The 24275-nt window shown below is 65.5% G+C and carries 22 protein-coding genes; 9 read left to right on the top strand and 13 right to left on the bottom strand.

Annotated elements, in window-relative coordinates; translation table 11 throughout:
* The first annotated feature begins 44 nt into the window (after positions 1-44).
* The gene (locus NLN62_RS33245; protein ID WP_254111614.1) at positions 45-362 is read left to right on the top strand and encodes a hypothetical protein; all 318 of its coding nucleotides are present in this window, start codon (positions 45-47) and stop codon (positions 360-362) included.
* Positions 363-432: 70 nt separating this feature from the next.
* Here NLN62_RS33245 and NLN62_RS33240 read toward each other — a convergent pair whose 3' ends face one another.
* From NLN62_RS33240 to NLN62_RS33230, 3 genes are all read right to left on the bottom strand, one after another.
* Positions 433-783, bottom strand: a complete 351-nt coding sequence (locus tag NLN62_RS33240) for a hypothetical protein (RefSeq protein ID WP_027528630.1) — start codon at positions 781-783, stop codon at positions 433-435.
* Between the two features lie 565 nt (positions 784-1348).
* Positions 1349-1948, bottom strand: coding sequence for a DUF2147 domain-containing protein (locus NLN62_RS33235; RefSeq protein ID WP_027528629.1), 600 nt, complete (start codon positions 1946-1948; stop codon positions 1349-1351).
* 110 nt (positions 1949-2058) lie between these two features.
* Complete coding sequence (locus NLN62_RS33230; RefSeq protein ID WP_027528628.1) at positions 2059-3087, bottom strand: NAD(P)/FAD-dependent oxidoreductase; 1029 nt, start codon at positions 3085-3087, stop codon at positions 2059-2061.
* A gap of 185 nt (positions 3088-3272) precedes the next feature.
* Here NLN62_RS33230 and NLN62_RS33225 point away from each other — a divergent pair, with 185 nt between their 5' ends.
* On the top strand, positions 3273-3740 hold the full coding sequence (locus NLN62_RS33225; protein WP_027528627.1) for a thioesterase family protein: 468 nt from the start codon (positions 3273-3275) through the stop codon (positions 3738-3740).
* Between the two features lie 9 nt (positions 3741-3749).
* Here NLN62_RS33225 and NLN62_RS33220 read toward each other — a convergent pair whose 3' ends face one another.
* On the bottom strand, positions 3750-4070 hold the full coding sequence (locus NLN62_RS33220) for a 2Fe-2S iron-sulfur cluster-binding protein (RefSeq protein WP_027528626.1): 321 nt from the start codon (positions 4068-4070) through the stop codon (positions 3750-3752).
* A 120-nt stretch (positions 4071-4190) separates the two neighbouring features.
* Complete coding sequence (locus NLN62_RS33215) at positions 4191-4568, bottom strand: Hpt domain-containing protein (protein WP_027528625.1); 378 nt, start codon at positions 4566-4568, stop codon at positions 4191-4193.
* 79 nt (positions 4569-4647) lie between these two features.
* On the opposite strand from NLN62_RS33215, the gene NLN62_RS33210 reads away from it, so the two are divergent.
* From NLN62_RS33210 to NLN62_RS53685, 3 genes are all read left to right on the top strand, one after another.
* Positions 4648-4824, top strand: a complete 177-nt coding sequence (locus NLN62_RS33210; protein ID WP_156944986.1) for a hypothetical protein — start codon at positions 4648-4650, stop codon at positions 4822-4824.
* A gap of 143 nt (positions 4825-4967) precedes the next feature.
* Positions 4968-10595, top strand: coding sequence for a negative regulator of septation ring formation (locus NLN62_RS33205; RefSeq protein WP_254111613.1), 5628 nt, complete (start codon positions 4968-4970; stop codon positions 10593-10595).
* Between the two features lie 88 nt (positions 10596-10683).
* The gene (locus tag NLN62_RS53685) at positions 10684-11121 is read left to right on the top strand and encodes a DUF4279 domain-containing protein (RefSeq protein WP_371933055.1); all 438 of its coding nucleotides are present in this window, start codon (positions 10684-10686) and stop codon (positions 11119-11121) included.
* A 2-nt stretch (positions 11122-11123) separates the two neighbouring features.
* Here the strand turns inward: NLN62_RS53685 and NLN62_RS33200 are convergent, their stop codons facing one another.
* From NLN62_RS33200 to NLN62_RS33190, 3 genes are read right to left on the bottom strand one after another with little or no spacing between them, the layout of a single operon-like run.
* Positions 11124-12044 (bottom strand): MlaD family protein, encoded by a 921-nt coding sequence (locus tag NLN62_RS33200; RefSeq protein ID WP_254111611.1) that lies wholly within the window; start codon positions 12042-12044, stop codon positions 11124-11126.
* A gap of 16 nt (positions 12045-12060) precedes the next feature.
* On the bottom strand, positions 12061-12831 hold the full coding sequence (locus NLN62_RS33195; protein WP_027528623.1) for an ABC transporter ATP-binding protein: 771 nt from the start codon (positions 12829-12831) through the stop codon (positions 12061-12063).
* Positions 12832-12833: 2 nt separating this feature from the next.
* Entirely contained in the window at positions 12834-13967 is a 1134-nt protein-coding gene (locus tag NLN62_RS33190) for an ABC transporter permease (protein ID WP_254111610.1), read from the bottom strand.
* 138 nt (positions 13968-14105) lie between these two features.
* On the opposite strand from NLN62_RS33190, the gene dgcA reads away from it, so the two are divergent.
* Positions 14106-15101 (top strand): N-acetyl-D-Glu racemase DgcA, encoded by a 996-nt coding sequence (gene dgcA / locus NLN62_RS33185; protein ID WP_027528621.1) that lies wholly within the window; start codon positions 14106-14108, stop codon positions 15099-15101.
* Here dgcA and NLN62_RS33180 read toward each other — a convergent pair.
* Complete coding sequence (locus tag NLN62_RS33180; protein WP_027528620.1) at positions 15071-16267, bottom strand: MFS transporter; 1197 nt, start codon at positions 16265-16267, stop codon at positions 15071-15073. The two genes, dgcA and NLN62_RS33180, sit on opposite strands and share 31 nt — an antisense overlap.
* A 75-nt stretch (positions 16268-16342) precedes the next feature.
* Here NLN62_RS33180 and NLN62_RS33175 point away from each other — a divergent pair, with 75 nt between their 5' ends.
* The 3 genes from NLN62_RS33175 to NLN62_RS33165 all read left to right on the top strand — a co-directional run bounded on the left by NLN62_RS33175 (position 16343) and on the right by NLN62_RS33165 (position 20154).
* The gene (locus NLN62_RS33175) at positions 16343-17668 is read left to right on the top strand and encodes a hypothetical protein (protein WP_027528619.1); all 1326 of its coding nucleotides are present in this window, start codon (positions 16343-16345) and stop codon (positions 17666-17668) included.
* A gap of 194 nt (positions 17669-17862) precedes the next feature.
* Complete coding sequence (locus NLN62_RS33170) at positions 17863-18216, top strand: hypothetical protein (protein ID WP_027528618.1); 354 nt, start codon at positions 17863-17865, stop codon at positions 18214-18216.
* A gap of 135 nt (positions 18217-18351) precedes the next feature.
* Complete coding sequence (locus tag NLN62_RS33165) at positions 18352-20154, top strand: caspase family protein (RefSeq protein WP_254111609.1); 1803 nt, start codon at positions 18352-18354, stop codon at positions 20152-20154.
* A 158-nt stretch (positions 20155-20312) separates the two neighbouring features.
* Here NLN62_RS33165 and NLN62_RS33160 read toward each other — a convergent pair whose 3' ends face one another.
* The 4 genes from NLN62_RS33160 to thiD form a co-directional block, all read right to left on the bottom strand.
* The gene (locus tag NLN62_RS33160) at positions 20313-21296 is read right to left on the bottom strand and encodes a threonine/serine dehydratase (protein ID WP_254111608.1); all 984 of its coding nucleotides are present in this window, start codon (positions 21294-21296) and stop codon (positions 20313-20315) included.
* Between the two features lie 55 nt (positions 21297-21351).
* Positions 21352-22395, bottom strand: a complete 1044-nt coding sequence (locus tag NLN62_RS33155; protein WP_254111607.1) for a glycosyltransferase family 1 protein — start codon at positions 22393-22395, stop codon at positions 21352-21354.
* Positions 22395-23207, bottom strand: a complete 813-nt coding sequence (locus tag NLN62_RS33150) for a UDP-2,3-diacylglucosamine diphosphatase (RefSeq protein ID WP_254111606.1) — start codon at positions 23205-23207, stop codon at positions 22395-22397. Before NLN62_RS33150 ends, NLN62_RS33155 begins: the two co-directional genes overlap by 1 nt.
* A gap of 227 nt (positions 23208-23434) precedes the next feature.
* Positions 23435-24235 carry a bifunctional hydroxymethylpyrimidine kinase/phosphomethylpyrimidine kinase gene (gene thiD, locus NLN62_RS33145; protein WP_254111604.1) on the bottom strand — a complete coding sequence of 267 codons (801 nt, stop codon included), beginning with the start codon at positions 24233-24235 and terminating at the stop codon, positions 23435-23437.
* Positions 24236-24275: the final 40 nt, after the last annotated feature.

The raw sequence follows: 24275 nt of genomic DNA, 5'->3' as shown, positions 1-24275 counted from the left end.
GCGCTCGATGGCGCGCCGTATACGGAAATAACGCAAGCGGTCGGATGATCAGGAGAAAACGCGCTATTGCGGCCGGCATCGCCGGGTTCGTGATCGCAGCCCTTGTGATGATGTGGCCGCTGCCGCTGCTCTTCTATGCCCTCATCCTGGAAGAGATTTTTCCGAGCCGGATCGCGTGGGACGGCCACACCGCATGGAAGCGCTGCGACAGCGCGATCGCGGGACGCACGTCGTGGCCTGGTACGCCCAGCACAGCCTGCGAAGCCATGCATTTGTGTGCCAACGAGGCCCCGTTATCCGGCGCCCAGGAAAAATTGCTCAAGCAAGCCATTCGCGCGACGCCTGGGTGCAAGCCGCCGTAAAAGATCGTGCACACGTCAATCGCGCGCGTTCCGCGCGGATCAGATCAGACCGCACATTGGCTGAAACGCCTTACGTCATGCTGCCCGGCATGAAGCAGCGGACGCGTGGGTGGCCGTCGACATAGTGCTTCCACACCATGGTGCGGCCGATCTTGTTCGGCTCGGTGATGACGGCGCCGTCAGGCACCACGACCCATTCGTCGTCGATGTGCACGCGATAATGGCCGTTGTCGGACTCCCAATCGACGTCGGCCATGACGTAGCCATCGGCGTCCGAGCAGCATTGCCCGTATTGGCTGTGCAGGCTCTCGAACCAGGGCTTGAGCGGTGAATTGGCATAGCGCCCGTCGTCGCGCGCGAACGCGGTCGTAGCCAGCATGATCACGCCAAGCACGAGTGCGGCACAATGTCTTGCAAACATTCCTTCGTCTCCGCGGGTCGGTGTCACCGCGGGGCGCAAGCGCCGCTATTCGTCTGCCACGGACCGGCAGGCGTGGAGAAATAGCGATTCGCTCCCCCAGCAGCTTTCCCGACCACTATGCAAAACGGGCGCCAAAACACATTCCGGGGAACTACTGTTGGGGACATCGGCGGCATGCGCCTTTGGACTCATGCAAACAGGACTGCATTCCCATGAGCTGTCGCCTACCTGCGTCGTTGCGAGTGCGGCGAAGCAATCCAGAGTGTTACCGCGGAGGAATTTCTGGATTGCTTCGCGGATCCTTTCATCGGGCCGCGCTTTGCGCGGACCCGGTGGCTCGCAATGACGAGATTGGGGCGCGTGTATGCCACACCCTCGGTGTCATCGCCCGACTTGATCGGGCGATCCAGCACTCCGAGATGTCCGTGATGAATCGATAAGCCGCAGCGTACTGGATGCCCCGCCGGACCCTGTCAACGGGCTCGCCGAAGGCGAGACCCGGTGGCGGGGCATGGCAGCGGTATGTTGAGCGAGAGATTGCGCGACCAGTGTCGCGGCGCGCGCCCTACTGCTTCATCGGCGCCATCATCGCGCCGCCCTTCTTCGCGGCGGGCGCTGGCGGCTTTGCGGCGACGGCTTGCGCGGGGAGATATTTTGCGACGATGGCAGGATCGAGCTGCGCGATGTTGGCATCCGGCAGGCGCGTCCAGGTCTCGTCCTTGCCGAGCAGCGAGATGCCGAGATAGCCGCGCAAGGTGAGCGTCTGACCATCCGGGCTGACCTTCATGTTGGCCTTCCAGATGTTGCCGTCGCGCGGATTGAGCACGTTGCCGCCTTCGTACTTCAGGCCATCACGCTTCATGTCGCGCACGAAGGACAGGCCGAGCACCGGCGCATTCTTGCGATCATCCGTGCATTTGGTGCAGGCCTCGTTCGGATCATCGCCCGGACGCGGGAAGGTCTTTGCGATCACACCTTCGAAGATGCCGTTGTGGTCGATGAAGAGAAACCACCCGACCTGCTTGCCGTCCTCGATCTTCTGCCAGAGGCCCGCAGCCGTGGGCTGCTGGGCCTGCGCTGCGACGGGCCGCGGCATCGCGAGCGACAGCGCGAGGCCGAGCGCGACGAGCGAGAGCAGTCGGAAGCTGGAAAAGATATTCCGCATTATGATCACCTGGTTAACCCACGACTGGAATGGCCGCAGACTAAGGCTATTTCGCGAAGGGTTCCAGCACCAGAAACATGGGAGAGATGCTCTCCCCGTTCCGGCCCGGATCAATTGACTCCGAGCTTCTTTTGCAGGCTGGACGAGGACGTCGTGTACTGGAACACCAGCCGCTTCTCCGGATAGACGTAGCGATGGGCTTTTTGCGCCATGAGCGCGCCCTCGTGGAATCCGCACAGGATCAGCTTGATCTTGCCCGGATAGGTGTTGATGTCGCCGATCGCGAAGATGCCGGGGACGTTGGTCTCGAACGCTGATGTCTCGACCGGCACCAGATTGTTCTCGAGCGCAATGCCCCAGTTCGCGACCGGGCCGAGCTTCATGGTGAGCCCGAAGAACGGCAGCATGGTGTCACAGGCGATCTCGGTGACGCTGTTGTCGTTGCCCTTGATCGTGGCGCCGGCGAGCTTGCCGTCAGAGCCGGACAATGCAGTGACCTGACCAAGCTTCAAATCCATCTTGCCTGCGGCCACCAGCGCGCGCATCTGCTCGACGCTGTGAGGCGCGGCCCGGAATTCATCGCGACGGTGCAGCAGCGTGATGCGCTTAGCCAGCGGATGCAGATTGAGCGTCCAGTCGAGCGCGGAATCGCCGCCGCCGACGATCAAGATCTCCTTGTCGCGAAACTGCTCCATCTTGCGCACGGAGTAATGCACCGAGGTGCCTTCATAGGCTTCGATTCCCGGCACCGGCGGGCGCTTGGGCTGGAACGAGCCGCCGCCGGCGGCGATCACCACCACCTTGCATTCGAACACCTTGCCGGCATCGGTGGTAACGCGGAACGCGGGATCGCCGATCTTCTCCACCTTCTCGACCATCTCGCCGAGATGGAAGGTCGGATGGAACGGCTTGATCTGTTCCATCAGCGCTCCGGTGAGGCCCTGCCCCGAGACATGCGGAATGCCGGGAATGTCGTAGATCGGCTTCTCCGGATAGAGCTCGGCGCACTGGCCGCCGACCTTGTCGAGGATGTCGACGAAATGCGCCTTCATGTCGAGAAGGCCAAGCTCGAAGGCGGCGAACAGACCGCAGGGGCCGGCGCCAATAATCAGCACATCGGTTTTGATCGCGTCGCTCATGTCGTCTCTTTATCGGTCGTTATCGGTTGGACGGCGCCCGGCAGGCAACGGAAAGGGCAGTTCCTGTCTAGCCAAGGCCGACGGCCCAGGGAAGGCATAAAAGCATTGGCCGCCTGCCGGCAGGGCTACTTGCCGGGACAGGATAACTGGGATGTAACGGCGGAGGAAATGACGGAGATCAACCGGTGAATGCACCAAGCCGCCTGGATTCAGCGCCGCGACTTGCGGATTTCCCCTATCGCCTCAGCGACAATGTGCGCTTCGGCGATCTCGATCCCAACCAGCACGTCAACAACGCCGTCTATGCCACCTATTTCGAGACCGGCCGCGTCACGCTGATGAAGGACCCGAAGATCGGGCTGACGCCGCCGGGGCTCGCCTGGATCATGGTGCGGCTCGACATCCATTTCCGCGCCGAGCTGCGCTGGCCGGGCACGATCGAGCTTGGGCTCGGCGTCGTGAAACTGGGACGGACGTCGGTGACCTTCGAGCAGGTCGTGTTCTCCGAAGGCAGATGCGTTGCCTCCGCGATTTCGGTCGGCGTCCTCATCGAAGAGGCCTCGCGGCGGCCGACGCCCCTCACCGCCGAGGTCATCGAGAAGCTCAAGCCCTGGCACAAGCGCGGCATCGAGGTCGCGCCGTCGAAGGTCTAGATTCTTTAGTTAGGCCTGCCGCTCCGGCGTCGACACCACGAGCCCGTCGAGCTCGTCGGACACCTTGATCTGGCAGGACAGGCGCGAGTTCGGGCGCACGTCGAAGCCGAAGTCGAGCATGTCCTCTTCCATCGGAGTCGGGCTGCCGACCTTCTCGCGCCAGGCTTCGTCGACATAAACGTGGCAGGTCGCGCAAGCGCAGGCGCCGCCGCATTCGGCCTCGATCCCGGGAATGGCGTTGCGGATGGCGCCTTCCATCACGGTCGCGCCGTTCTCGACTTCTACCGTGCGGGTTTCGCCCTTGTGGTCGACATAGTGGATTTTGGCCATGTGTGCTCGTGCTGCCGGAGTCTTGGGAATGAGGGAGGGTCCGCGCTGTCCTATAACGGGTCGCTTGGCGCAGCGCTAGTGCGCCAGTCTCCGGCAATCCGATGGATTTGGGGACCGCCCTCAGGCGCGGCGCAGGATCGCCTCGATCGCTTCGCGGGCCTCAGTGACCGCCTCCCTCAGCACAGCGAAGGCGCGGGTCGGATTGTCACCGGTCCGGATTGCGCATTCGAGTTCAGCGGCTGCGTCCGCCACCGCAAAGGCGCCGATTCCCCGCGCCGAGCCTTTCAGCATGTGCGCCAGCGCGGGTGCATCTGCGGGGAGCGCCGCCATCGCCGCGATCAGGCGGCTCGACTGCTCCACGAACATCGCGAGCACCTCGGATTCGAGTTCGGCATCCCCGAGGGTCATGCGCGCGAGATGGTCGAGATCGAGGGGATGGTCGAGCGGAGCAAGCGGCGGCGAGGGCATCCAGTCCATCCGTTGCAGATCAGGCATCATGGCGCGGGCCCCGGCATCGCTGGCAACGCGCCGGTCTGGCGGCGAAGCTTTCGACCTAACCCAACCACGGAAATGGTTAATGGAACGTTATGCCTATTTTACCCAATTCCGCCCTCATATTGACGAAAAGTTGCCGCAATCCGCAGAGTTCCGTGGAAAATTTCATTTATTGCTAAGGCCTTACGGCCCGATCCTGTTAACGATGATTAAGATTGTCTTAATCGCGGCCATTTCATTCGCAGCGCTCTGCCAATAGGATGTTGCGGAAATTGGCGGACAAGCCGTCTCGGGTGGAGGACGGCAATGGATCCGCGTTAGCGGCATGCACCGGTCTGTGAGCTTGCGGAATGCGCGGGCCTCGCGGGGGACGTGTACAAGTAACGAGGGCTCAAACTGAACATGGCGAATACTCCCAAGAAGGTCAAAGACCCCACGGAAGTCGCGCTTTCTGCAATCCAGGAAGCCCTGAACATCAGCGACACGGCTGCGGACACCAGCCGCGCCTCTGCGGTACGGACCGAGAATGGGCCTCCGGCGCTGCCGCCTCCCGCGTTCGACGAGCCGACCTTCGAGGCGCGCCCTGCCGCGACCGATCGGCCGGTGTTCGACCCGATCGAGGAGCCGCGCACGCCGCGCCGCGCCGCCAATGACGACCGCGAGACCATCGGCCAGCTCCTCCAGGCGCTTCAGAAGGGCCGCCCTGCCCGCAGCGTCTACACTTTCGCAACTGTCTTCGCCGGGATCTGGCTTGCGGCCTGCGCCGCGCTGACCGTCGGCTTCCTGCCATCGATCCATGCCGCCATGGGCCAGAGCGGCGGCGTGCTGGTCATCGCCGGCCTCGTCGCGATGTTCTTCGCGCCCATCATGCTGTTCTACTTCCTCGCGAGCCTCGTCTGGCGCGGCCAGGAAATGCGCATGATCGCGCAGGCCATGGCGCAGGTCGCGATCCGCTTCTCCGAGCCGGAGGGTTCGGCTTCCGATTCCATGGTCACCGTCGGCCAGGCCATCCGCCGCGAGGTCGCGGCAATGGGCGACGGCATCGAGCGCGCGATCGCGCGCGCCGGCGAACTGGAGACGCTGGTCGCGAACGAAGTCGCCGCCCTCGAGCGCGCCTACAGCGACAACGAAGTCCGCATCCGCGCCCTGCTCCAGGACATCGCCCATCAGCGCGACAACCTCGTCGGCCAGGCCGAGCAGGTCCGCAGCGCCATCTCCGGCGTGCAGATCGACCTGCGCCACGACATCGCGCTGATCTCGGACGCGATCGCCTCACGCGTCGACGAGGTCGCAAAATCCATCACCGGCGCCCTGGAAGAGCGCGGCGCCCACATCACGCAGGCGCTGAGCAATGCCGGCGATAACATGATCCTCGCGCTCGGCGAGCGCGGCGGCGACCTGCTCGACCGTCTCGAGGAAGCCAGCAACGAGACCACGCGCGCGGTCCTCGACGCCAGCGAGCGGCTGACCACCAGCCTCAACTTCAAGACCGGTCACGTCCACGACGAGTTCGTCGACCTCGCCGACCGCGTCCACGAGATGCTGAACGAGCGCATCGATCGCATCACCGGCGAGTTCGAGCAGCGTTCGTCGGCGATCGTCGACGGCATCTCGGAGCGTACCGAGCAGGTCCACGACTCCCTGAAGAATTCCTCGGACTCGCTCCTGCTCGAGCTCGAGCTGCGCAGCAACGACCTCTCCGCCAAGATCGACGACGCCGGCAACCGGCTCGCCGGCCACATCATGACGAGCGGCGACAAGGCGAGCGAGGCGCTCGACGCCACCGTCAACACGCTGGTCGCCAAGGTCGTGAGCCAGACCGAGACCGCGCACGATTCCCTCTCCCTGCAGATGAGCGCGTTCGACGAGCTGGTGAAGAACCAGGGCGCCGACCTCGTGGAGAGGTTCGCTCGCGACTCCGGCACGCTGGGCGCGCTGATCACCCGCCACATCTCCGAGTTCGACCGTACGGTGAAGACCTTCGGCGGCGAGATCGTCGAGCGCATGGGCCAGCGTACGACCGATATCGCCGAGACGCTGAAGACCTATGTCGACAATTTCGACACCCGCCTCACCTCGAACGGCGGCGAGATCACCGCGGCGCTCGACCAGCGCCTGGTGCAGTTCGAAACCACGCTCGGCGAACGCGTCACCAATCTTGACGGCTCGCTCGGCAGCAAGCTCGCCAACTTCGACGGTGTGATCGAAGGCCACTTCAAGACCCTCGACGATCAACTCGGCGGCCGGGTCGTCGCGCTGGAACAGTCGTTCGACACGCGCGCGAAGTCCGTCACCGAGACGATCGACAACCGCCTCGGCGCGCTCTCGACGTCCTTGACCGACGGTGCCTCGCAGGCGATCCAGTCGATCGACTCGCGCCTCACCCACCTCACGGCGTCGCTGACCGACGGTGCGACACAGGCGATCCAGTCGATCGACGCCCGCCTGACGCACCTGACCACGTCGCTGACGGGCGGCGCGGCGCAGGCGCTGCAGTCGATGGATTCGCGCTTCACCGAGCTCACGCTCTCGCTGACCAACACGGCGGCGCAGGCGGTGCAGTCGGTCGACTCGCGGCTTACGCTGCTGACCTCCACCCTGTCCGACGGCACCGCGCAGGCGATCGAGGCTGTCGACCGCCGCATCACCGGCGTAACCGAGACGATCGACGGCCGCAGCTCGCTTCTCACCAGCACGGTCGCCGCGCGCTTCCAGGAAATCCACCAGGCCATCGAGACCAAGGTCGGCTCGGTCGCCAACGACATCGACGTGCGCGTTGCGCAGTTCGAGGACCTGCTCGGCTCGCGGGTCGAGGCAGTGGCCGGCCGCATCGAGAGCAGTGGACGCCAGGCCAGCGACGACCTGATGTCGCGCGCGGAGATGATCTCCACCACCATCCGTTCGCATGTCGAGGACGCCGAGCGTTCGCTGACCAACCTCGTGGTCAACACCAGCGAGACCATCCAGACCGGCGCGCGGACCGCCCAGCAGTCGCTTATGACGGTGTCCTCGGACGTCAACGCACAGCTCAAGATGACCTCGTCCGAGGTCGAGCGCGCGCTGACTGCCGTCGGCACGGGCGCAGCGAACTCGATCCTGACCAGCGCCCGCGAGGCGCAGTCGACCCTGGTGTCCGCATCGGGCGAAGCCTCCAACCAGATCAAGTCCCTGTCGGCCGACGTCGAACGCACCCTGTCGGCGGCGGGTTCGGCCACCGCTGCCTCGATCCTGGCCGGCGCGCGCGAGGTGCAGACGTCCCTCATCACCGCTTCCTCCGATGCCGCCAACCACGTCAAGACGCTCACGGCCGACGTGCAGCGCTCGCTGTCGCTGGCCGGCAGCACGACGGCCGAGGCCATCACCGCCGGGGCACGCGACGCACAGAGCACGCTGATCGCGGCCTCGACCGAGACGTCGAACCAGATCAAGGCGCTGTCCTCCGATGTGCAGCGCTCGCTCTCGATGGCCGGCACCTCGACCGCCGAGACCATCACGGCCGGCGCGCGCGAGGCCCAGAACACCCTCGTTACCGCGTCCTCGGATGCCGCCGGCCAGGTCAAGTCGCTCGCGGCCGAAGTGCAGCGCTCGCTGTCGCAGGCAGGCCAGTCCACCGCGGAGACGATCACGACCAGCGCCCGTGACGCGCAGAGCACCCTGCTCGCGGTCTCGGCCGAGCAGACCGGCCAGGTCAAATCGCTCGCCGCCGAGATGCAGCGCTCGCTGGCCATGGCCGGCGGCGCCACCATCGAGGCGCTCACGGCCGGCGTCCGCGACGCGCAAGGAACGCTCGTCACCGCCTCCTCGGAAGCGGCGAGCCAGATCAAGTCGCTGTCTTCAGACATCGAACGCACGCTCACCGCGGTCGGCGCCGATACCGCGGCGGCGATCCTCAACAGCGCACGCGAGGCGCAGTCGTCGCTGACCGCGACGTCGGCGGATACAGCCAGCCAGATCCGCGCGATCTCGACCGACATCGAGCGCGCGCTCGGCACGGCGACCTCGAACGCCACCAACGACATCCAGACCAGCGCACTGAACGCCCAGAATGCGCTGATCACCGCCTCGAACGAGGCGAGCGCGCGGGTCAAGTCGAGCTCGGCCGACGTCGAGCGCTCGGTGCTCGCCGCCAGCGGCTCCTTCGGCCAGGCCATGACGGCCAAGACCGACGAGATCGTCACCTATGTGCAGCAGCAGGCCGACCGCCTGTCGAACCTGATCGACGCCAAGCGCGGCACGCTGGTGGACGCGATCGGCTCGAAGACCAGCCAGCTCACGCTCGACATCGACCGCGTCACCTCCGACGCGCTGAAGTCGATCGAGACGCGCGGCCAGGCGTTCTCGCAGTCGATGTCGGGCAACGGCAACGAGGTCGCACGCACCATCAACGCGGCGAGCGAAGTCGCGACCGGCGCGGTCAACAAGTCGCTCAGGGACCTCGAGCAGGCCTCGCGCGCGGCGATCGACCAGTCGCGCCAGGTCTCGATCGCGGCGGTCACCGAGATGCAGGAGACCAGCAAGATCCTGCGCACCGACACCGTCGCCCTGTTCGAGCGCCTGCGCGAAGGCAACATCCTCCTCCAGGAGGTGCTGACCGGTGCGCACGACAACCTCAACTCGCTCGAGCGTGCGCTGGTGACCCGCGTCGCCGACTTCGTCTCGGCGATGAACGACGTCACCGCGCGCAACGGCGCGGCGACGCAGAACCTCGAAGAGCAGCTCAACGTCTTCAACACCAAGACCACGAAGGCGCTGGTCGACCTCGGCGAGCTCTCGACCCAGTTCGACGCGCACGGCAAGGCGCTGGTCGATGCCGCCGCTGTCGTCGAGCAGAGCAACAAGAACACCACCGCCTCGCTCGCCGAGCGCAAGCAGGCGCTGGAATCGCTGGTCACCACGATCGACCTGCGCACCGCCGATCTCGACCAGCGGCTGTCGCGCTTCACCGGCCTGCTCGATGAGTCGCTTGCCGCTGCGGAAGAGCGTGCCCGCGACATCGCGCGCGTCGTAGCGGAGACCGCCGGTGCGGGATCTGCCGCGATCACCCGCCAGTTCGAGGCGGTGCGCGTGGCTTCCGAAGAGGAGCACCGCCAGACCATCGACGCGATGCACGACATCTACCGCCAGACCACCGACGAGGCGGACACGATGTTCAAGCAGTCGGCCGAGAAGTTCGGCAACCTCGTCGCCAGCATGAAGCAGATGGCGTTCGAGATGCACAACGAGCTCGAGGCCACGCGCAACGAGCTGCGCCGCGGCGTGCTCGAGATGCCGCAGGAGGCCGCCGAAAGCACCGCGCAGATGCGCAAGGTGATCGTTGACCAGATCGAGGCCCTCGCCGAGCTCAACCGCATCGTCGCCCAGCACGGCCGTGGCCTCGACGTCACGACCGCGGGCCGCGCCTCGGTTGCGCGTCAGGAAGAGCCGATGCTGGCGACCGCCGTCAGCCGCGGCACCGAAACGCGCATCCGCGACACCGGCAGCGCGTCGACCCTGCCGCCGCCGGACCTCGGCGTGCCCGCCTCTCGCCGCACTGAAGCCCCGCCGGTCGCGCCGGCCGGCAACGACCAAAGCCGCGACGGCTGGCTGTCGGATCTGTTGAACCGCGCCGATACCGGCCCGGCGGCTCCGACGGGCCGTGAGGCACCACGCGGCCGTCCGCAGCAGCAGCCGCCTCAGGCGCCGCAAGGTAACGGCAATCCGCTGGAGTCGCTGTCGCTCGACATCGGCCGGCTGATGGACCGCAACCTCGCCGCCGAGATGTGGGACCGCTACCAGCGCGGCGAGAACAAGGCCTTCACCAAGCGCCTCTACACGCCCGCCGGCCAGAAGGCTTTTGACGAGGTCGCCCGCAAGTATCGCGCCGACCGCAACTTCAAGGGCACGGTCGACCGCTACATCTCGGAGTTCGAGCGTCTGCTCGACGAAGTCGCCCGCGACGGCCGCGGCCCGCAGGAGCTGCGCGGCCACCTGACCTCGGAGACGGGCCTAGTCTACACGCTGCTCGCTCACTCGGCGGGACGGCTGGGGTAAGCGGCAGACAGCAACGAACTAGAATGCGGAGGCCTCGCGGCCTCCGTTTTCGTTTGACGAAGCCACGCAACAGAAACTGCAATTCGTGATGTCACCGCAGCTGATGGACATTGCACTACACATCAGCCATCGCACGCGCGACCTATCCGTCATCTGCAGCCGGCTAGGCCTCACGCCGGCAATCATGTGGACGGCGGGCGACGAACGGCAAACTCCCAAGGGAACGCGCATTGGCGGTCGAGGCACGGGATCCTATTGCTCGATCCCTTTCGGAAGAGACAAGCGCGAGCCGCTCGCAAAGCGAATACGGACCGTACTTAGGCGGCTCAAACCGCATCGTCGCGCTCTCAGAACCTTGTCCGCAACTGGGGGCCCGATCAGCCTCTTCGTCGGATGGTTCTGCGACGAGCACGCCGGCGATACTCTTGAATTTCAACTCCTGAGGGTAGCGGCCGACTTGCGCATCGCCATCGATTTGAACATCTACGTTCCGGACAGTTCGAAGACCCGATTCCGCAAACGGTGAGCCTACTGCCGCTTCTGCCCCTGCGCAGCCTGAGCTGGCGCTGTGGCGCGCGCATTAGCAGGTGCAGGCGCCGGCTTCGGCGGTTCGGCCGGCGGCGGGGCCTGTTGCGCGCTGCTGTTGCTGGCGCCGAACAGGACGCGGGTCGGGTTGCGGTCAAAATTGTTCACGGCGCGGCTGATGTCGCCGAGGGTACGGCGGCCGTCGGTCATGAGCGCGCCCGAGCGCTTGTCGAAATCATCGGCAAGCTCGCGGATCGACTTCACGGCCTGGAAGAGTTCACCGCCATCCTTGCCGCCGGCGAGCGTGTTGAGGCCGAGCATGAGGCTGTCGGCCTTGAGCATGACGCCGTCGACCTTGCCCATGACGGCATCGATGCGCTCGGAGTTGCGCGCCAGCGAGGTGGTGAAGGTCTCGAGATTCTTCAGCGAGTTCTTCACCGACTCCTGATTGTCCGCGACGAGCTTGTTGATGTTCTGCAGCGTGCCGCGGATCGCCTCGGTGACGTCCTGGAGCTTGTTGGGGTCCGCGGTGAGCGTCGGGATGCCGTCCTCGTCGAGCGGCGGCGGCGGGGCCGCCTCCTCGCCGCCCTTCAGCGAGATTGCGGCGACGCCGGTCAGGCCCTGGAATTCGAGGCCGACCAGGGTGTCCTTGCGGATCGGGGCGTTGTTCTCGACCATGGCGAGTGCGACAACCCGACGCGGGTTGTCCAGCTTCACCGAGACCACCTCCCCCACCCGGATACCGTTGAAGTTGACGCTGCCGCCGTTGCGCAGGCCCGCCGCCGGACCCTCGAACACGACCCGCAGGGGGCTGCGCTGCTTGGTGGTGTGCAGCGACTGGAACCACAGCACGAAGCCGATCGCCGCGGCGATCACCGCCAGCGTAAACGACCCGATCAGCACGTAATTCGCCCGCGTTTCCATGAAGTGCTCCGGATATTCAGCTCATGACCGCGCGGGCGCGCTTGCCATGGAAATACTGCCTCAACCAGGGATGCTGCGAGGCCTGCATGTCGGCGATCGACCCTGCCGCAATGATCTTACCGTTCCCTAAAACGGCGATGCGATCGCAAGCTGTGTAAAGGCTGTCGAGGTCGTGCGTTACCATGAAAACGGTCAGGCCCAAAGTGCGCTGGAGCGTCCTGACCAGTTCGTCGAAATCGCCGGCACCGATCGGATCGAGGCCCGAGGTCGGCTCGTCCAGGAACACGAGCTCGGGGTCGAGCGCCAGCGCACGGGCCAGCGCGACACGCTTGATCATGCCGCCCGACAGCTCCGACGGAAAGCGCTCGGCGACCTCCGGCTTCAGGCCCACCATGGCGAGCTTGGCCATGGTGATCTCGTCCATCAGGCGCTGCGAGACCTTCAGATATTCGCGCATCGGAAACTGGATGTTCTGCCGCACGGTCAGCGAGGAAAACAGCGCCCCCTGCTGAAACAGCACACCCCAGCGCCGCTCGACGCCGCGGCGCTGCGAGCTATTGGACGAATCCAGATCTACGCCAAACACTTCGATACGGCCGGCGACCTTCGACACGAGGCCGATGATGGTGCGCGTCAGCACCGACTTGCCGGCGCCGGACGGGCCGACGAAACCGAGGATCTCGCCGCGCTTGACGTCGAGGTTCAGCCCGTCGAGCACGCGCGTCGCGCCGAACTGCACGGTGATGTCGCGGACGCGGATGATGGGGTCCTGGATTTCGGGTGCCATCATCACATCCCGATCGATGCAAAGAAGATCGCGAACACGCCATCCATGACGATGACGAAGAAGATGCCCTTCACGACCGACGAGGTGGTGTGCTGTCCGAGCGATTCCGCGCTGCCCTGCACGGCAAGGCCTTCGACGCAGGCGACGATGCCGATCACCGCCGCCATCACCGGCGCCTTCACGATGCCGACGATGAAATGATCGATCGAGATCGCATCGCGCAAGCGCAGCAGGAAGGCTTCGGGATCGACGCCGCCATAGAGCCAGGCGACGAGCCCACCGCCGTAGAGCGCGGCCATCGCGCCGAGGAAGGCAAGGATCGGCAGCGCCAGCACCAGCGCCAGCATGCGCGGCAGCACCAAGACCTCGATCGGATCGAACCCCATGGTGCGCAACGCGTCGATCTCCTCGCGCATCTTCATCGAGCCGAGCTCGGCGGTGTAGGCGCTGCCGGAGCGTCCGGCGATCATGATCGCGACCAGCAGCACACCGATCTCGCGCAGCACCAGCACGCCCAGCATGTCGACGACGAAGATGTCGGCGCCGAACCTGCGGAAGTGGAAGATGCCCTGCTGCGCGATGATGCAGCCGATCAGGAAGGTGATCAGCACGATGATCGGCACCGCGCGCCAGCAGACCTGCTCGAGGTGATGCACCGTCGAGGTCAGACGGAACGAGCGCGGGCGGATCAGTACGCGACCGCTGGCTGCGAGCACCGCGCCGAGCATGTCGACGAGATCGGTCACGGTCCCGGTGAGGCCGGCGACACCGCGGCCGATCTGCTCCAGCATGCCGGTGATGGTAATGGCGCCGGTCTCGATGACCGGCGTCGCCTTGACCCGCCGCACCTCGTCGACGAGGCTCGAATAGTTCGCCGAGAGCCCTGCGATCTGGGCCTCGGCTGCACCTTGCGTCAGGCTACGGCGTAAGCGCTCGATCAGCCAGGCGCCGAAGGTGTCGAGCTTGGAGACCTCGGAGACGTCGATGAAGATGTTCGGCCGGCTGCCGGCAAGCTTCTCGGCGTCAGCCACCATCCGCTCGAGGGCCGGCGCGAAGCTCGCGGTCCAGGCTCCCGTGGCGCAAAGTGCCAGCGAGTTGCCCTTGGCAATCCGCTCCAGCTTTGGATCGCCGTTCAAGATGTCCGCTCCCTAGCGAAGGGTTCGGATGAGAAGAGATGGTTGCGCACGCGCCCTTACCTTGAAGAAGGTATCCCCAACCAGCCATAGTTAGTTGCATCAGGTAACCAGCCGGTTCAGAAATTGCCAGAGTTCTAAATGACTTCCAGCAAACTTCCAATGTTGGCGGCGCGAATCGAGCGCTTCCCGATCGCCGGCCTCTTCACAATCAGCCGGGGCGCCAAGACCGAGGCCGTGACCGTCGTGGCCGAGGTGAGCCGGGGCGACCTGACCGGCCGCGGCGAATGCGTGCCCTACGCGCGCTATGGGGAGACCCCGGAGGCCACACTGAGGGCGCTCCAGGCCATGCAGGAGGCGATCCGGGGCGGACTGGACCGGCGCGCCCTGCAGGCCGCGATGGGCCCTGGGGCGGCCCGCAACGCCCTGGACTGCGCCCTGATCGATCTGGAGGCCAAGGAGGCGGGCCTGCGGGCGTGGAACCTGCTCGACCGCCCGGTTCCGGGGGAGCGCACCACCGCCTACACGATCTCACTGGGCACCCCTGAGGCGATGGCCGAGGCGACGGCCAAGGCGGCGCACCGCTCGCTCCTGAAGATCAAGCTCGGCGGGGAAGGCGATCCTGAAAGGATCGCCGCAGTGCGGAAGGCCGCCCCCGAATCGGAACTGATCGTCGATGCCAACGAGGCCTGGACGCTGGCCAATCTCGAGCAAAACCTGGCTGCCTGCGCCGACGTCGGTGTCACCCTGGTGGAGCAGCCGCTGCCGGCCGGCCAGGACGAGGCGCTGGCGCGCATCAGGCGGCCGCTCGCCGTCTGCGCCGACGAGAGTGTGCATGACCGCACCTCGCTCGCGCCCCTGCGCGAGCGCTACGACGCCGTCAACATCAAGCTCGACAAGACCGGCGGCCTGACCGAAGCGCTCGCGATGGCCGATGCTGCGCAAGCGCTGGAATTCGAGATCATGGTCGGCTGCATGGTCGCGACCTCGCTGTCGATGGCGCCCGCAATGCTGGTGACGCCGCAGGCGCGGTTCGTCGATCTCGACGGGCCGCTGCTGCTGGCAAGGGATCGCGATCACGGCCTGCGCTATGACGAAAGCCTCGTCTATCCGCCGGAGGCATCGCTCTGGGGATGAGCGAACAGGCGGTGCCGCGCAGTCCACATCAGCATTGCGCCCGTGCCGGCCATCGCGGCCATCAGGTAATACAGCGCCTCGCCATAGCGCGCGTAGATCGCGCCCGAGATGATCGAGGTCGTCGAGCTCAACAGCCCGCTGGTCGCCGCGTAGTAGCCCTGCCCGCGCGCCATCTGATGCGCGGGCACGTGACGCACCAGCAGGTTCATGACCCCGACCTGGGTGAGGCCAAAGCTCAGCCCGTGTGCGAGCTGGACCATCGCAAGCACTGCGACTGGAGGCTCCTGCGCTGTGATCGACCAGCGCGCCACCGCACTCAGGCCGCCGATCACCACCAGCAGAGAGGGATGCAGCGAAAGCCGCGGCGACACCGCAAAGACGATGATCTCCGCGAACACGCCGAGCGCCCACAGGCCGGCGATCGTCAGCCCGCCGAGCCCGTGAGCCTGCCAGTTGATCGAGGCAAAGGTGTAGTAGGCGGTATGGCTGCTCTGGATCAGCGCCGCCGAGGCGATGATCGCGAGGAAGCTCGCATCGCGCAGGAGGCGCTTGCCGCCATGCGCGGCTGCGCTCTTTCGTCGCGACTCATCCAGCGGCTGAAGCGAAAGGCCGGTGAAGGCAGTGAGCGCCGCAAGCGCGACGATGATCCAGATCAATTCGCGCGCGGCGATCACATCGACCAGGAGCCCGCAGGCGAGCGCGCCGGCGATGAAGGCCACCGAGCCCCATAGCCGCAACGGCCCGTAGTCGAGCTTGTAGCGGGCGACGCCGCGCAGCGCATAGGCGTCCGTCAGCGGCAGCAGCGGCGTCCAGAAGCAGCAGGTGACGATGTAGAGCAGCAGCACCGGCAGGGGCTGATGCTGCGTGCCGACCAGCGCGAAGCCGATCGCCGACGCGAATGCGGTCAGGATCAGTGCCGCGCGCACGGCCTGGCGCCGCTCGGCGAAGCCGGTCACGAAGGGCAGTGTGGTGAAGCGCGTCACCGCAGGGACCGCGCTGATGATTCCGATCCAGGCCGGCTCGATGCCGACCGCCTTCAGCCACACCGTGAAGAAGGGCAGATGCGTGCCGAGGACGGCGAACGAGACGCTGTAGAACAGTGCCAGGTACACGGCGAATCGCCGGCCTTGCGCCGCTGCGATGGGGATTTGTGATTCGCTCTTCATCAAACCAATTGCGATTCGGTCGATATCGTGATGATCGTTACTGTAACGCGCACTGATTTGCGCGACGAGATTGCCATGGCCACTGAAGCATTCGCCCTCTCGCCTATGTCTGCCCGCGCGGCCGAGCCGAACGAGCAGGACTACGATGCGATCCGCGAAGCCTTCATGGAGACCGCGCGCGGCCGCTGGTTCCTCGGCGAATACGCCAAGCGCAACCGCAACGCCGACACGCGCATGGTGCTCGACGCGGTCGCAAAGATCGAGGAAACCCTTGCAGCACAGCGCCAACCCGTCGTCGAGGACCGGCTGCCCGAGGCGCTCGTGGCGATCCGCCGCGCCATCCGCGAGGCCGAGACGATCGCGATCGCGGCGTTCGATCCCGCTCTGCTCGAGACCAGCCTCGGGCCGATCCACCGCGGTGTGCGCATCATCAAGGAGATCTCCTGGCGCTGGCGCGAGATCGGCGCCGACGGGCGAATCTGCGACCTGATTGATTCGCAGCTCGCGGCCATCGAGGCCGCCTGTGGTCAGACTTCGACCATCGACCCCCGCACCGACCTCAAGGCCGCCTTCGATCTGCTCAGGGACCATGTCGAGCGGGTCGAAACGGGAGACGCGGCGGCGACTCACCCCCCACCTGCTCCGGCGCCCGAGATGCTCGCGATGGCGGATGCCGAGGTGGCGATGGCGGCAAGCGAGCCGCCCGCAGCGGAGATGCCGCAGGCGGTCGCGACAGTTTCCGAGCCTGAGGCCACAGTTGCTGCGGCCGAGGTCGCCGATGAGACGGCCATCAGTGAGGCGATGGACGTCGCTGGAGAGACCGGAATCGCTAAGGTCGCCGAAGGCCGCGTCGCGATCGAAGAGAGCGTTGCCGAGCCTGCCCCCCTCGCGGATGCCGCCGACGAGCTTCCGTTCGATGCCGCAGCCGAGGCGGAAGACGAAGCCATTCTCGAGCGGATCGCGATGGAGATGGCCGCGCCCGATCCCGAGTTCGACGAGGCGATCGCCGAGCCTGTTGAAGTCGCAGCCGCTGTCGAGGCGCCCGTCGCCGCCGGGCCAGACTTGTCCGATCCAGTCTTGCCGGAGCCGGTCTTGCAAGAGCCAGCTTTGCCCGAGTCGATCGCAGCCCAATCGATCGCGCCAGTCGCGCCGTTCGAGCCCGCGGTCGCGATCATGGAGCGCCCGGCGCCAGCAGAGGCCCTGGCAGCTCTACATGCGACGCTACAGGCGGCTTCGCAGACTTCGCCCCTTCCCATGCCCTCGCCGCTGCCGGAGCAGCCGTCGCTCGGCTCGACGATACTTGCGAGCGGCATGCTGCAAAAGCCCCGCGCACCCGCCAACGATCCGCTGGCGCCGATCCGTCGCATGACCCAGGCCGAGAAGATCGCGTTCTTCTCGTAAACGCAGCGCATTCGTGTGAGTCGGAGAATCACGCTGACGCATCTTGCTCCGTCATTGCGAGCGGAGCGAAGCAATCCAGACTTTTCCGCGGAGGGATTCTGGATTGCTTCGCTCCGCTCGCAATGACGGCCTTGAGACAGCGCGCTACAACAACTGTCACCGCAATAGCCCGAGCTCATCCAACAGGCCCAACAATGCCGGCTGACGAAGACACTCTCACCCTCTGGCGGCCAGTCGGACCGAAGGAGCTTGAGCTGATCCAACAAGCGGGTATGCGCGCTTTCCCACCGCGCCTGCCGGATCAGCCGATCTTCTATCCGGTACTCACCGAGGACTACGCGATCAAGATCGCGCGCGACTGGAATGTGCCTGCGAGCGGCGCAGGCTTCGTGACGCGCTTCCGGATCAAGCGGAGCTACATCGACAGGTACGACGTGCAGGAGGCAGGCGGTCGATCCCATCTGGAATACTGGATCCCTGCACAAGATCTCGACGCATTCAACGCCGCCATTGTCGGCCTGATCGAGGTCGTCAGGAGCTTTCCCTAACCACGGCCGGCGCCAGTGTGACCCAGATCACGTCCGCCGCCTGGGTGACCGGCATCACGTCCCTCTCCCCTGAACGCGGTCTAGCGTCCCCGCAACCAATCTCACATCGAGATTAGTCCCTAGGGGAGCACGCTTATGTTCCGTTTCAAATCGTTGCTGATGTATGCGGGCCTGCTCGGAAGCCTGTTCGGCTTTGCGTGCAGTCCCGTTTCCGCGCAGACCGCGATCGTCGAGCAGGGCAATGCCGCGCCTACCGCGCTGCAAGGCCCGGAGCAGCGCGTCGCGCTGGTGATCGGCAATTCGAACTACCAGAACGCGCCGCAGCTCGCGAACCCTGACAATGATGCGCAGTCGATGGCGCAATTCCTCAACTCCGCCGGGTTCGAGGTGATTTCCGCGACCGACCTGACCCAGAATGACATGCTGAGGGTCGTGCAGGACTTTTCCGCGAAGGTCGCCGCGCGCGGACCCAACACAGTTGCGATGGTCTACTACGCCGGTCACGGCGTGCAGCTTGCCGGCGAGAACTATCTCGTGCCGGTCGATGCAAAGGTCTCGAGCCCCACCGAGCTCGTCAACAACTCGGTGCGCCTCGTCGACGTGATGTCGACGCTCGAGACGATCCCGAGCCGCATGCGCATCGTCATTCTCGATGCCTGCCGCAACAATCCGTTCCCATACCTGACCGACGCCAGTCGTGGCCTTGCCATCGTCGACGCGCCGAACGGCTCGATCGTCGGCTACTCGACTGCGCCGGGCGCGGAGGCACTCGACGGCCGGGGCGGTCACAGTCCCTACACCCAGGCCTTCCTGAACGTCGCGCGCGAACCGAACGTGCCGATCGAGCAGCTGTTCAAGCGGGTGCGGCTGGAGGTGAACCACACCACCGACGGCCAGCAGACGCCGTGGGAAAGCTCATCGCTGACGAGCGACTTCTATTTCTTCGGCGACACCGCGGTTGCCGCCAACCGCCCGCCGGTGAAGTCGCCGGTCGTGCAGATGGCGTCCAACCTGCCGAGCCGCTCCGCGCGGCAGGCCTACGATTACGTGCTCTCCGAGGGCAATCCTGAGTACTATCAGGAGTTCGTCCGGATGTACCCGCACGACCCGCTGTGCGACCACATCCGCTGGCTGCTCGCCAACCTCTTGATGGTGGAAGCCTGGCACAAGGCCGTTCTCGCCAACTCGCCGCTCGCCTACAAGAACTTCCACGACAGCTACGCCAGCAGCCCCTATGCGACGCCGGCATTGAAGCTCCAGGTCGAGCCGAAGAAGATCCCGCTGATGCAGGCGACGCATTTCCTAGCGCCGCAGACCATCGCGCCGACGCTGAAGCTCGGCAATCTCGGTCCGACCAAGTACATCCCACTCGCGCAGCAGGGCAATGGCGGCGCGCAGAACAAGCCGATCCCGATCGACAGCAACGTCATCGGCAAGCTCGGCAATGGCGGCCAGATCGGCACGCCGCCTTCCAACAACCAGCCGAACACCACGCCGTCGCAGCTTCCGGGCAAGATCGTCACCCTGCCTGCGCCGACCAATGGCACGACCAACAACGGGACCGTCGGCAAGATCGTGACGCTGCCGGTAACCAACACCACGAATGCCGGCAACAACGCCAGCAACACCGGCAAGATCACGACCGCGGGCAAGGGCGGTTCGAACGTCGACATCAAGAACATCGACGTGAAGACCAACAACGTGCAAAGGCAGAACCAGCCGATCCGGACCGGCAACGGCAATACCGGTATCGTCAAGCAGAACAACAATCCGCCGAACAACATCCAGGCGCGGACCAACCATCCGCAGCTCAACACGATGCCGAACCGGATGGGCGGCGGCGCGATGAACAACAACTTCAAGCCGCAATATGCCCAGACGATGAATCAGGCACCGGCGAACGCCGGCATGAATCGCCGCGTCGGCTTCATGCACTGATCATCACGAACTGCAACAATGACGAAGGGCAGAGCAGCGATGCTCCGCCCTCTCTCCCATGTCAGGGTCGCGTGTGATTAAGTACGATCTCGGTTTTTACCTCTCCCCAGCGGGGAGAGGTAAACGGAGCTCTTCGACTCACACCAACCGACAAAGAATCAGGCCACGAGCTCGGCGAACAAATCGGCGTCGACATTGCCGCCCGAGAGCACGATGACGATGTTCCTGCCGGCAACATCGAGACGCCCCGCGAGCAGCGCGGCGAGGCCGACGGCACCGCCGGGCTCGACCACCAGCTTCAGCTCGCGATAGGCAAACGCAACGGCCGCGCCGACCTCCGCGTCCGATGCGGTGACGCCGCGCGACAACAGCTTGCCGTTGATGGCAAAGGTCATCTCGCCCGGGATCAGCGCCATCAGCGCGTCGCAGATCGTGCGTCCTGCGGGCGCATGCGCCTCGCGGTGACCTACGGCGAGCGAGAGCTTGTGATCGTCGAACGCTTCGGGCTCGGCCACGACGAGCTGGGCCTGCGGATAGCGGGCTTTCACGGCGGTCGCGACGCCCGCGATCAGGCCCCCGCCGGAGGCCGGCGCCACGACGATATCGGGCGCGATACCGAGCGCCGCCATGTCCTCGGCGATCTCGCGGCCCGCGGTACCCTGCCCTGCGATGACGTAGGGATCGTCATAGGGCCTGACCAGCGTCGCGCCGCGCTTCTCGGCAATGCCGCGTGCGATCGCTTCGCGATCGTCACGGTCGCGATCGTACAGCACGACCTCGGCGCCGTAGGATTTGGTGCGCTCGCGCTTGGAGAGCGGCGCATCCGACGGCATCACGATGGTCGCCTGCATGTCGAGGATCTTTGCCGCGGCCGCCACACCCTGGGCGTGATTGCCTGACGAGAACGCGACCACGCCGCCGCTGCGCTTGTCCTGCGGGATCGAGGACACCTTGTTGAAGGCGCCACGGAACTTGAACGAGCCGGTCCGCTGCAACATCTCCGGCTTCAGGAACACCTTTGCACCGACGAGCTCGTTGAGCACAGGAAAGGACAAAAGCGGGGTGCGGATGGCGAAGGGCGCGATCACGCGCGCTGCGGCATCGATGTCGGCGGGTCCGACCGGGAGGGGCTGTTCCGTCATGGGTAATTTGTATCCCGGCCGCCCACGGCTGGGAAGACACCGCCGCGTGAGAGTATCAGGCGACGAAGCGCGGCTGTTCCCGTCCGCCTGCGTGCGGCAGCACGGCGCCGACGGCCCGGATGCTGTCGACGAAGGCGCGCGCCGAGGCCTCCCAGGTATGATTGGCGGCAAATTCGACGCAGGCCTGCCTGGAAATGTCGAGTGCGACGAGGCAGGCGCTGCGCAGATCCTCGTCCAGCACCCCGACCGGCGCATCGCCGATCACGTCCCGCGGCCCATTCACCGGGAAGGCCGCGACCGGCAGGCCGCTCGCCAGCGCTTCGAGGAGCACGAGGCCAAAGGTGTCGGTCCGGCTCGGAAACACGAACACGTCAGCCGCGGCATAGATTTCGGCCAGCGCCTCGCCGTGCTTTTCGCCTAAGAAGATCGCCTGGGGATAGGCCTGCTCCAGGCCAGCGCGCGCCGGGCCGTCGCCGACGATCACCTTGGTGCCGGGCAGATCGAGGTCGAGGAATGCTTCCAGATTCTTCTCCACCGCGACGCGGCCGACGCAGAGGAACACCGGCGCGGGAAAGCAGAGATCGATGGCGCGGGGATAGAACAGCTTGTTGTCGACGCCGCGCGGCCACAGCACGACATTGTCAAAGCCGCGCTCGCTGAGCTCACGCGCCAGTGCCGGGGTCGCCGCCATCACGGCGCGGCTGGGCGCGTGGAAGCGGCGCAGCGCCCGCCAGATCAGCGATCCCGGAACCGGCACCCTGGCCCGGACATATTCAGGAAAGCGGGTGTGGAAGCTCGTCGTGAACGGCAGCTTGCGCTGCCGGCAATAGCGGCGGACCATGAGGCCGATCGGCCCTTCGGTCGCGATATGGATACTGTCGGGACGCGCTTCCTCGATCAGCTTTGCGATCTTCGCTGGCCGCGGCATCGCGAGCCGCACGTCGCGATAGCTCGGCATCGCGAAGGTACGGAACGATTGCGGGGTGAGGGAGCTGAACTCGACGTCCAGCGCCTTCGCGGCGTCGGCGAGCTTGGTCAGCGTCCGAACCACACCGTTGACTTGCGGGTGCCAGGCGTCGGTCGCGACCAGGATGCGCATCACGCAGCTCTTGCGGCCACCGGCACGACCGGCGCGGCCTTTCGCAACTGGTCGGCCCAGGTGATGATCTCGAATTGACCGTCGTCATGCTCGGCCAAGGCGGTGCAGCTCTCCACCCAGTCGCCGCAATTCATGTAGCGGATGCCGTTCTCGTCACGGATCACGGCATAGTGGATGTGGCCACAGATCACGCCGTCGGCCTCGTGGCGCCGTGCTTCGGCGGCAAGCGCCTGCTCGAACGCGCCGATATAGTTGACGGCGTTCTTGACCTTCAGCTTCGCCCATTGCGACAGCGACCAATAGGGCACGCCGAAGGCGCGACGGAAGAAGTTGACGAGCCGGTTCACCTGGATCGCGAAATCGTAGGCCTTGTCGCCGAGATGGGCGAGCCAGCGCGCGTTCTGCACCACGAGGTCGAAGATGTCGCCGTGGATCACGAGGTAACGCTTGCCGTCCGCGCCGGTGTGGACGGTGTTTTCGACCACATCGATGCCGCCGAAATGCGTGCCGTAATAGTTCCGCAGAAACTCGTCGTGATTGCCGGGGATGTAGATGACCTTGGCGCCCTTGCGCGCCTTGCGCAGCAGTTTCTGGACGAGATCGTTATGCGATTGCGGCCAGTACCAGCCTGATTTCAGCGCCCAGCCATCGACGATGTCGCCGACGAGATAGATGGTGTCGGCATCGTGGTAGCGCAGGAAGTCGAGCAGAAGATCGGCTTGCGAACCGCGGGCCCCGAGATGAACGTCGGAGATGAACAAGGTCCGAAAGCGCCGTTCGGGACTCTCGTCACTCATATCGTAACTTCCCATGCATCAGCCTGTAACAATGTCCCGTGACAGGGGGATGACCGATTGAACCTGTGAGGCACCCTCAGATACGAATCAAACTTTGCCTCGCCCTCCCCGCGGATATCAGCCGCATGCGACAATCAGGCGACATGGCGTCGCAGACGCCTCCGCAAAACACCGGAAACCGATAGGTTTGTTGGTTAACGCCAGCGGGCCGCGCGCGGCCGCCGCCGCCATCGCGGCCGAGGTCAATAGAGCTTGTGGAAATGATGGATCGGTCCGTGGCCGTGACCGACGCTGAAGCGGTCGGCAGCCGCAATCGCCGCGCTGATCCAGGCCTTGGCATTGCGCACGGCGGTCGCGAGGTCTTCGCCCTTGGCGAGACCTGCTGCGACGGCAGACGACAGCGAGCAGCCAGTGCCATGGGTATTTTTGGTGGAGACCCGCGGCGCGGCGAGCGCTATCAAGCCATCCGCGCTGACGAGATAGTCGATGCTCTCGGCACCTGTCCCATGCCCGCCCTTGATCAGCACCGCACGAGCGCCAAGCGCGAGCAGGCGTCGCCCCTGGCTCTCGATCCCGGCCTCGCTCTCCGCCACCTTCTCGTCGAGCAGCGCGGCAGCCTCGGGCAGGTTCGGCGTGATCAGCGACGCGAGCGGAATGAGTCTCTTGCGCAGCGCTTCGACGGCTTCTGCCGCCAGCAGCCGGTCGCCGGAGGTCGCGACCATCACGGGATCGAGCACGACATGCCGCGGCGACCATCGCGTCAGGCTGGAGGCGATCGCATCGATGCTCACGGCCTGCGCCACCATGCCGATCTTGACCGCGCGGACATCGAGATCGGAGAACACCGCATCGATCTGCGCGGTCACGAACGCGACGGGCACCGCATGAATGCTGGTCACGCCTTTGGTATTTTGCGCGGTCAGCGCCGTGATCGCGGAGGCGCCATAGACGCCGAGCGCGGCGAAGGTCTTCAGGTCGGCCTGGATGCCGGCGCCGCCGCTCGAATCGGAGCCGGCGATGGTCAGCGCTGTGGGCGTCGTCATGGCGCGCCTTTTCGTTGGATCGGGGCCATGTTCTGTCCTA

This window comes from Bradyrhizobium sp. CCGUVB23 (genome assembly GCF_024199885.1).
Classification (GTDB): Bacteria; Pseudomonadota; Alphaproteobacteria; order Rhizobiales; family Xanthobacteraceae; genus Bradyrhizobium.
The sequence above is the reverse complement of the archived record's forward strand: the minus strand, read 5'-3'. Positions and strand labels throughout refer to the sequence as shown.

Excerpts from the sequence above, each read along its gene's own strand:
- NLN62_RS33245 (WP_254111614.1), top strand. The coding sequence starts at position 45 with ATGATCAGGAGAAAACGCGCTATTGCGGCCGGCATCGCCGGGTTCGTG.
- NLN62_RS33240 (WP_027528630.1), bottom strand. The coding sequence starts at position 783 with ATGTTTGCAAGACATTGTGCCGCACTCGTGCTTGGCGTGATCATGCTG.
- NLN62_RS33235 (WP_027528629.1), bottom strand. The coding sequence starts at position 1,948 with ATGCGGAATATCTTTTCCAGCTTCCGACTGCTCTCGCTCGTCGCGCTC.
- NLN62_RS33230 (WP_027528628.1), bottom strand. The coding sequence starts at position 3,087 with ATGAGCGACGCGATCAAAACCGATGTGCTGATTATTGGCGCCGGCCCC.
- NLN62_RS33220 (WP_027528626.1), bottom strand. The coding sequence starts at position 4,070 with ATGGCCAAAATCCACTATGTCGACCACAAGGGCGAAACCCGCACGGTA.
- NLN62_RS33215 (WP_027528625.1), bottom strand. The coding sequence starts at position 4,568 with ATGATGCCTGATCTGCAACGGATGGACTGGATGCCCTCGCCGCCGCTT.
- NLN62_RS33210 (WP_156944986.1), top strand. The coding sequence starts at position 4,648 with ATGGAACGTTATGCCTATTTTACCCAATTCCGCCCTCATATTGACGAA.
- NLN62_RS33205 (WP_254111613.1), top strand. The coding sequence starts at position 4,968 with ATGGCGAATACTCCCAAGAAGGTCAAAGACCCCACGGAAGTCGCGCTT.
- NLN62_RS53685 (WP_371933055.1), top strand. The coding sequence starts at position 10,684 with ATGTCACCGCAGCTGATGGACATTGCACTACACATCAGCCATCGCACG.
- NLN62_RS33200 (WP_254111611.1), bottom strand. The coding sequence starts at position 12,044 with ATGGAAACGCGGGCGAATTACGTGCTGATCGGGTCGTTTACGCTGGCG.
- NLN62_RS33195 (WP_027528623.1), bottom strand. The coding sequence starts at position 12,831 with ATGGCACCCGAAATCCAGGACCCCATCATCCGCGTCCGCGACATCACC.
- dgcA (WP_027528621.1), top strand. The coding sequence starts at position 14,106 with ATGACTTCCAGCAAACTTCCAATGTTGGCGGCGCGAATCGAGCGCTTC.
- NLN62_RS33180 (WP_027528620.1), bottom strand. The coding sequence starts at position 16,267 with ATGAAGAGCGAATCACAAATCCCCATCGCAGCGGCGCAAGGCCGGCGA.
- NLN62_RS33175 (WP_027528619.1), top strand. The coding sequence starts at position 16,343 with ATGGCCACTGAAGCATTCGCCCTCTCGCCTATGTCTGCCCGCGCGGCC.
- NLN62_RS33170 (WP_027528618.1), top strand. The coding sequence starts at position 17,863 with ATGCCGGCTGACGAAGACACTCTCACCCTCTGGCGGCCAGTCGGACCG.
- NLN62_RS33165 (WP_254111609.1), top strand. The coding sequence starts at position 18,352 with ATGTTCCGTTTCAAATCGTTGCTGATGTATGCGGGCCTGCTCGGAAGC.
- NLN62_RS33160 (WP_254111608.1), bottom strand. The coding sequence starts at position 21,296 with ATGACGGAACAGCCCCTCCCGGTCGGACCCGCCGACATCGATGCCGCA.
- NLN62_RS33155 (WP_254111607.1), bottom strand. The coding sequence starts at position 22,395 with ATGCGCATCCTGGTCGCGACCGACGCCTGGCACCCGCAAGTCAACGGT.
- NLN62_RS33150 (WP_254111606.1), bottom strand. The coding sequence starts at position 23,207 with ATGGGAAGTTACGATATGAGTGACGAGAGTCCCGAACGGCGCTTTCGG.
- thiD (WP_254111604.1), bottom strand. The coding sequence starts at position 24,235 with ATGACGACGCCCACAGCGCTGACCATCGCCGGCTCCGATTCGAGCGGC.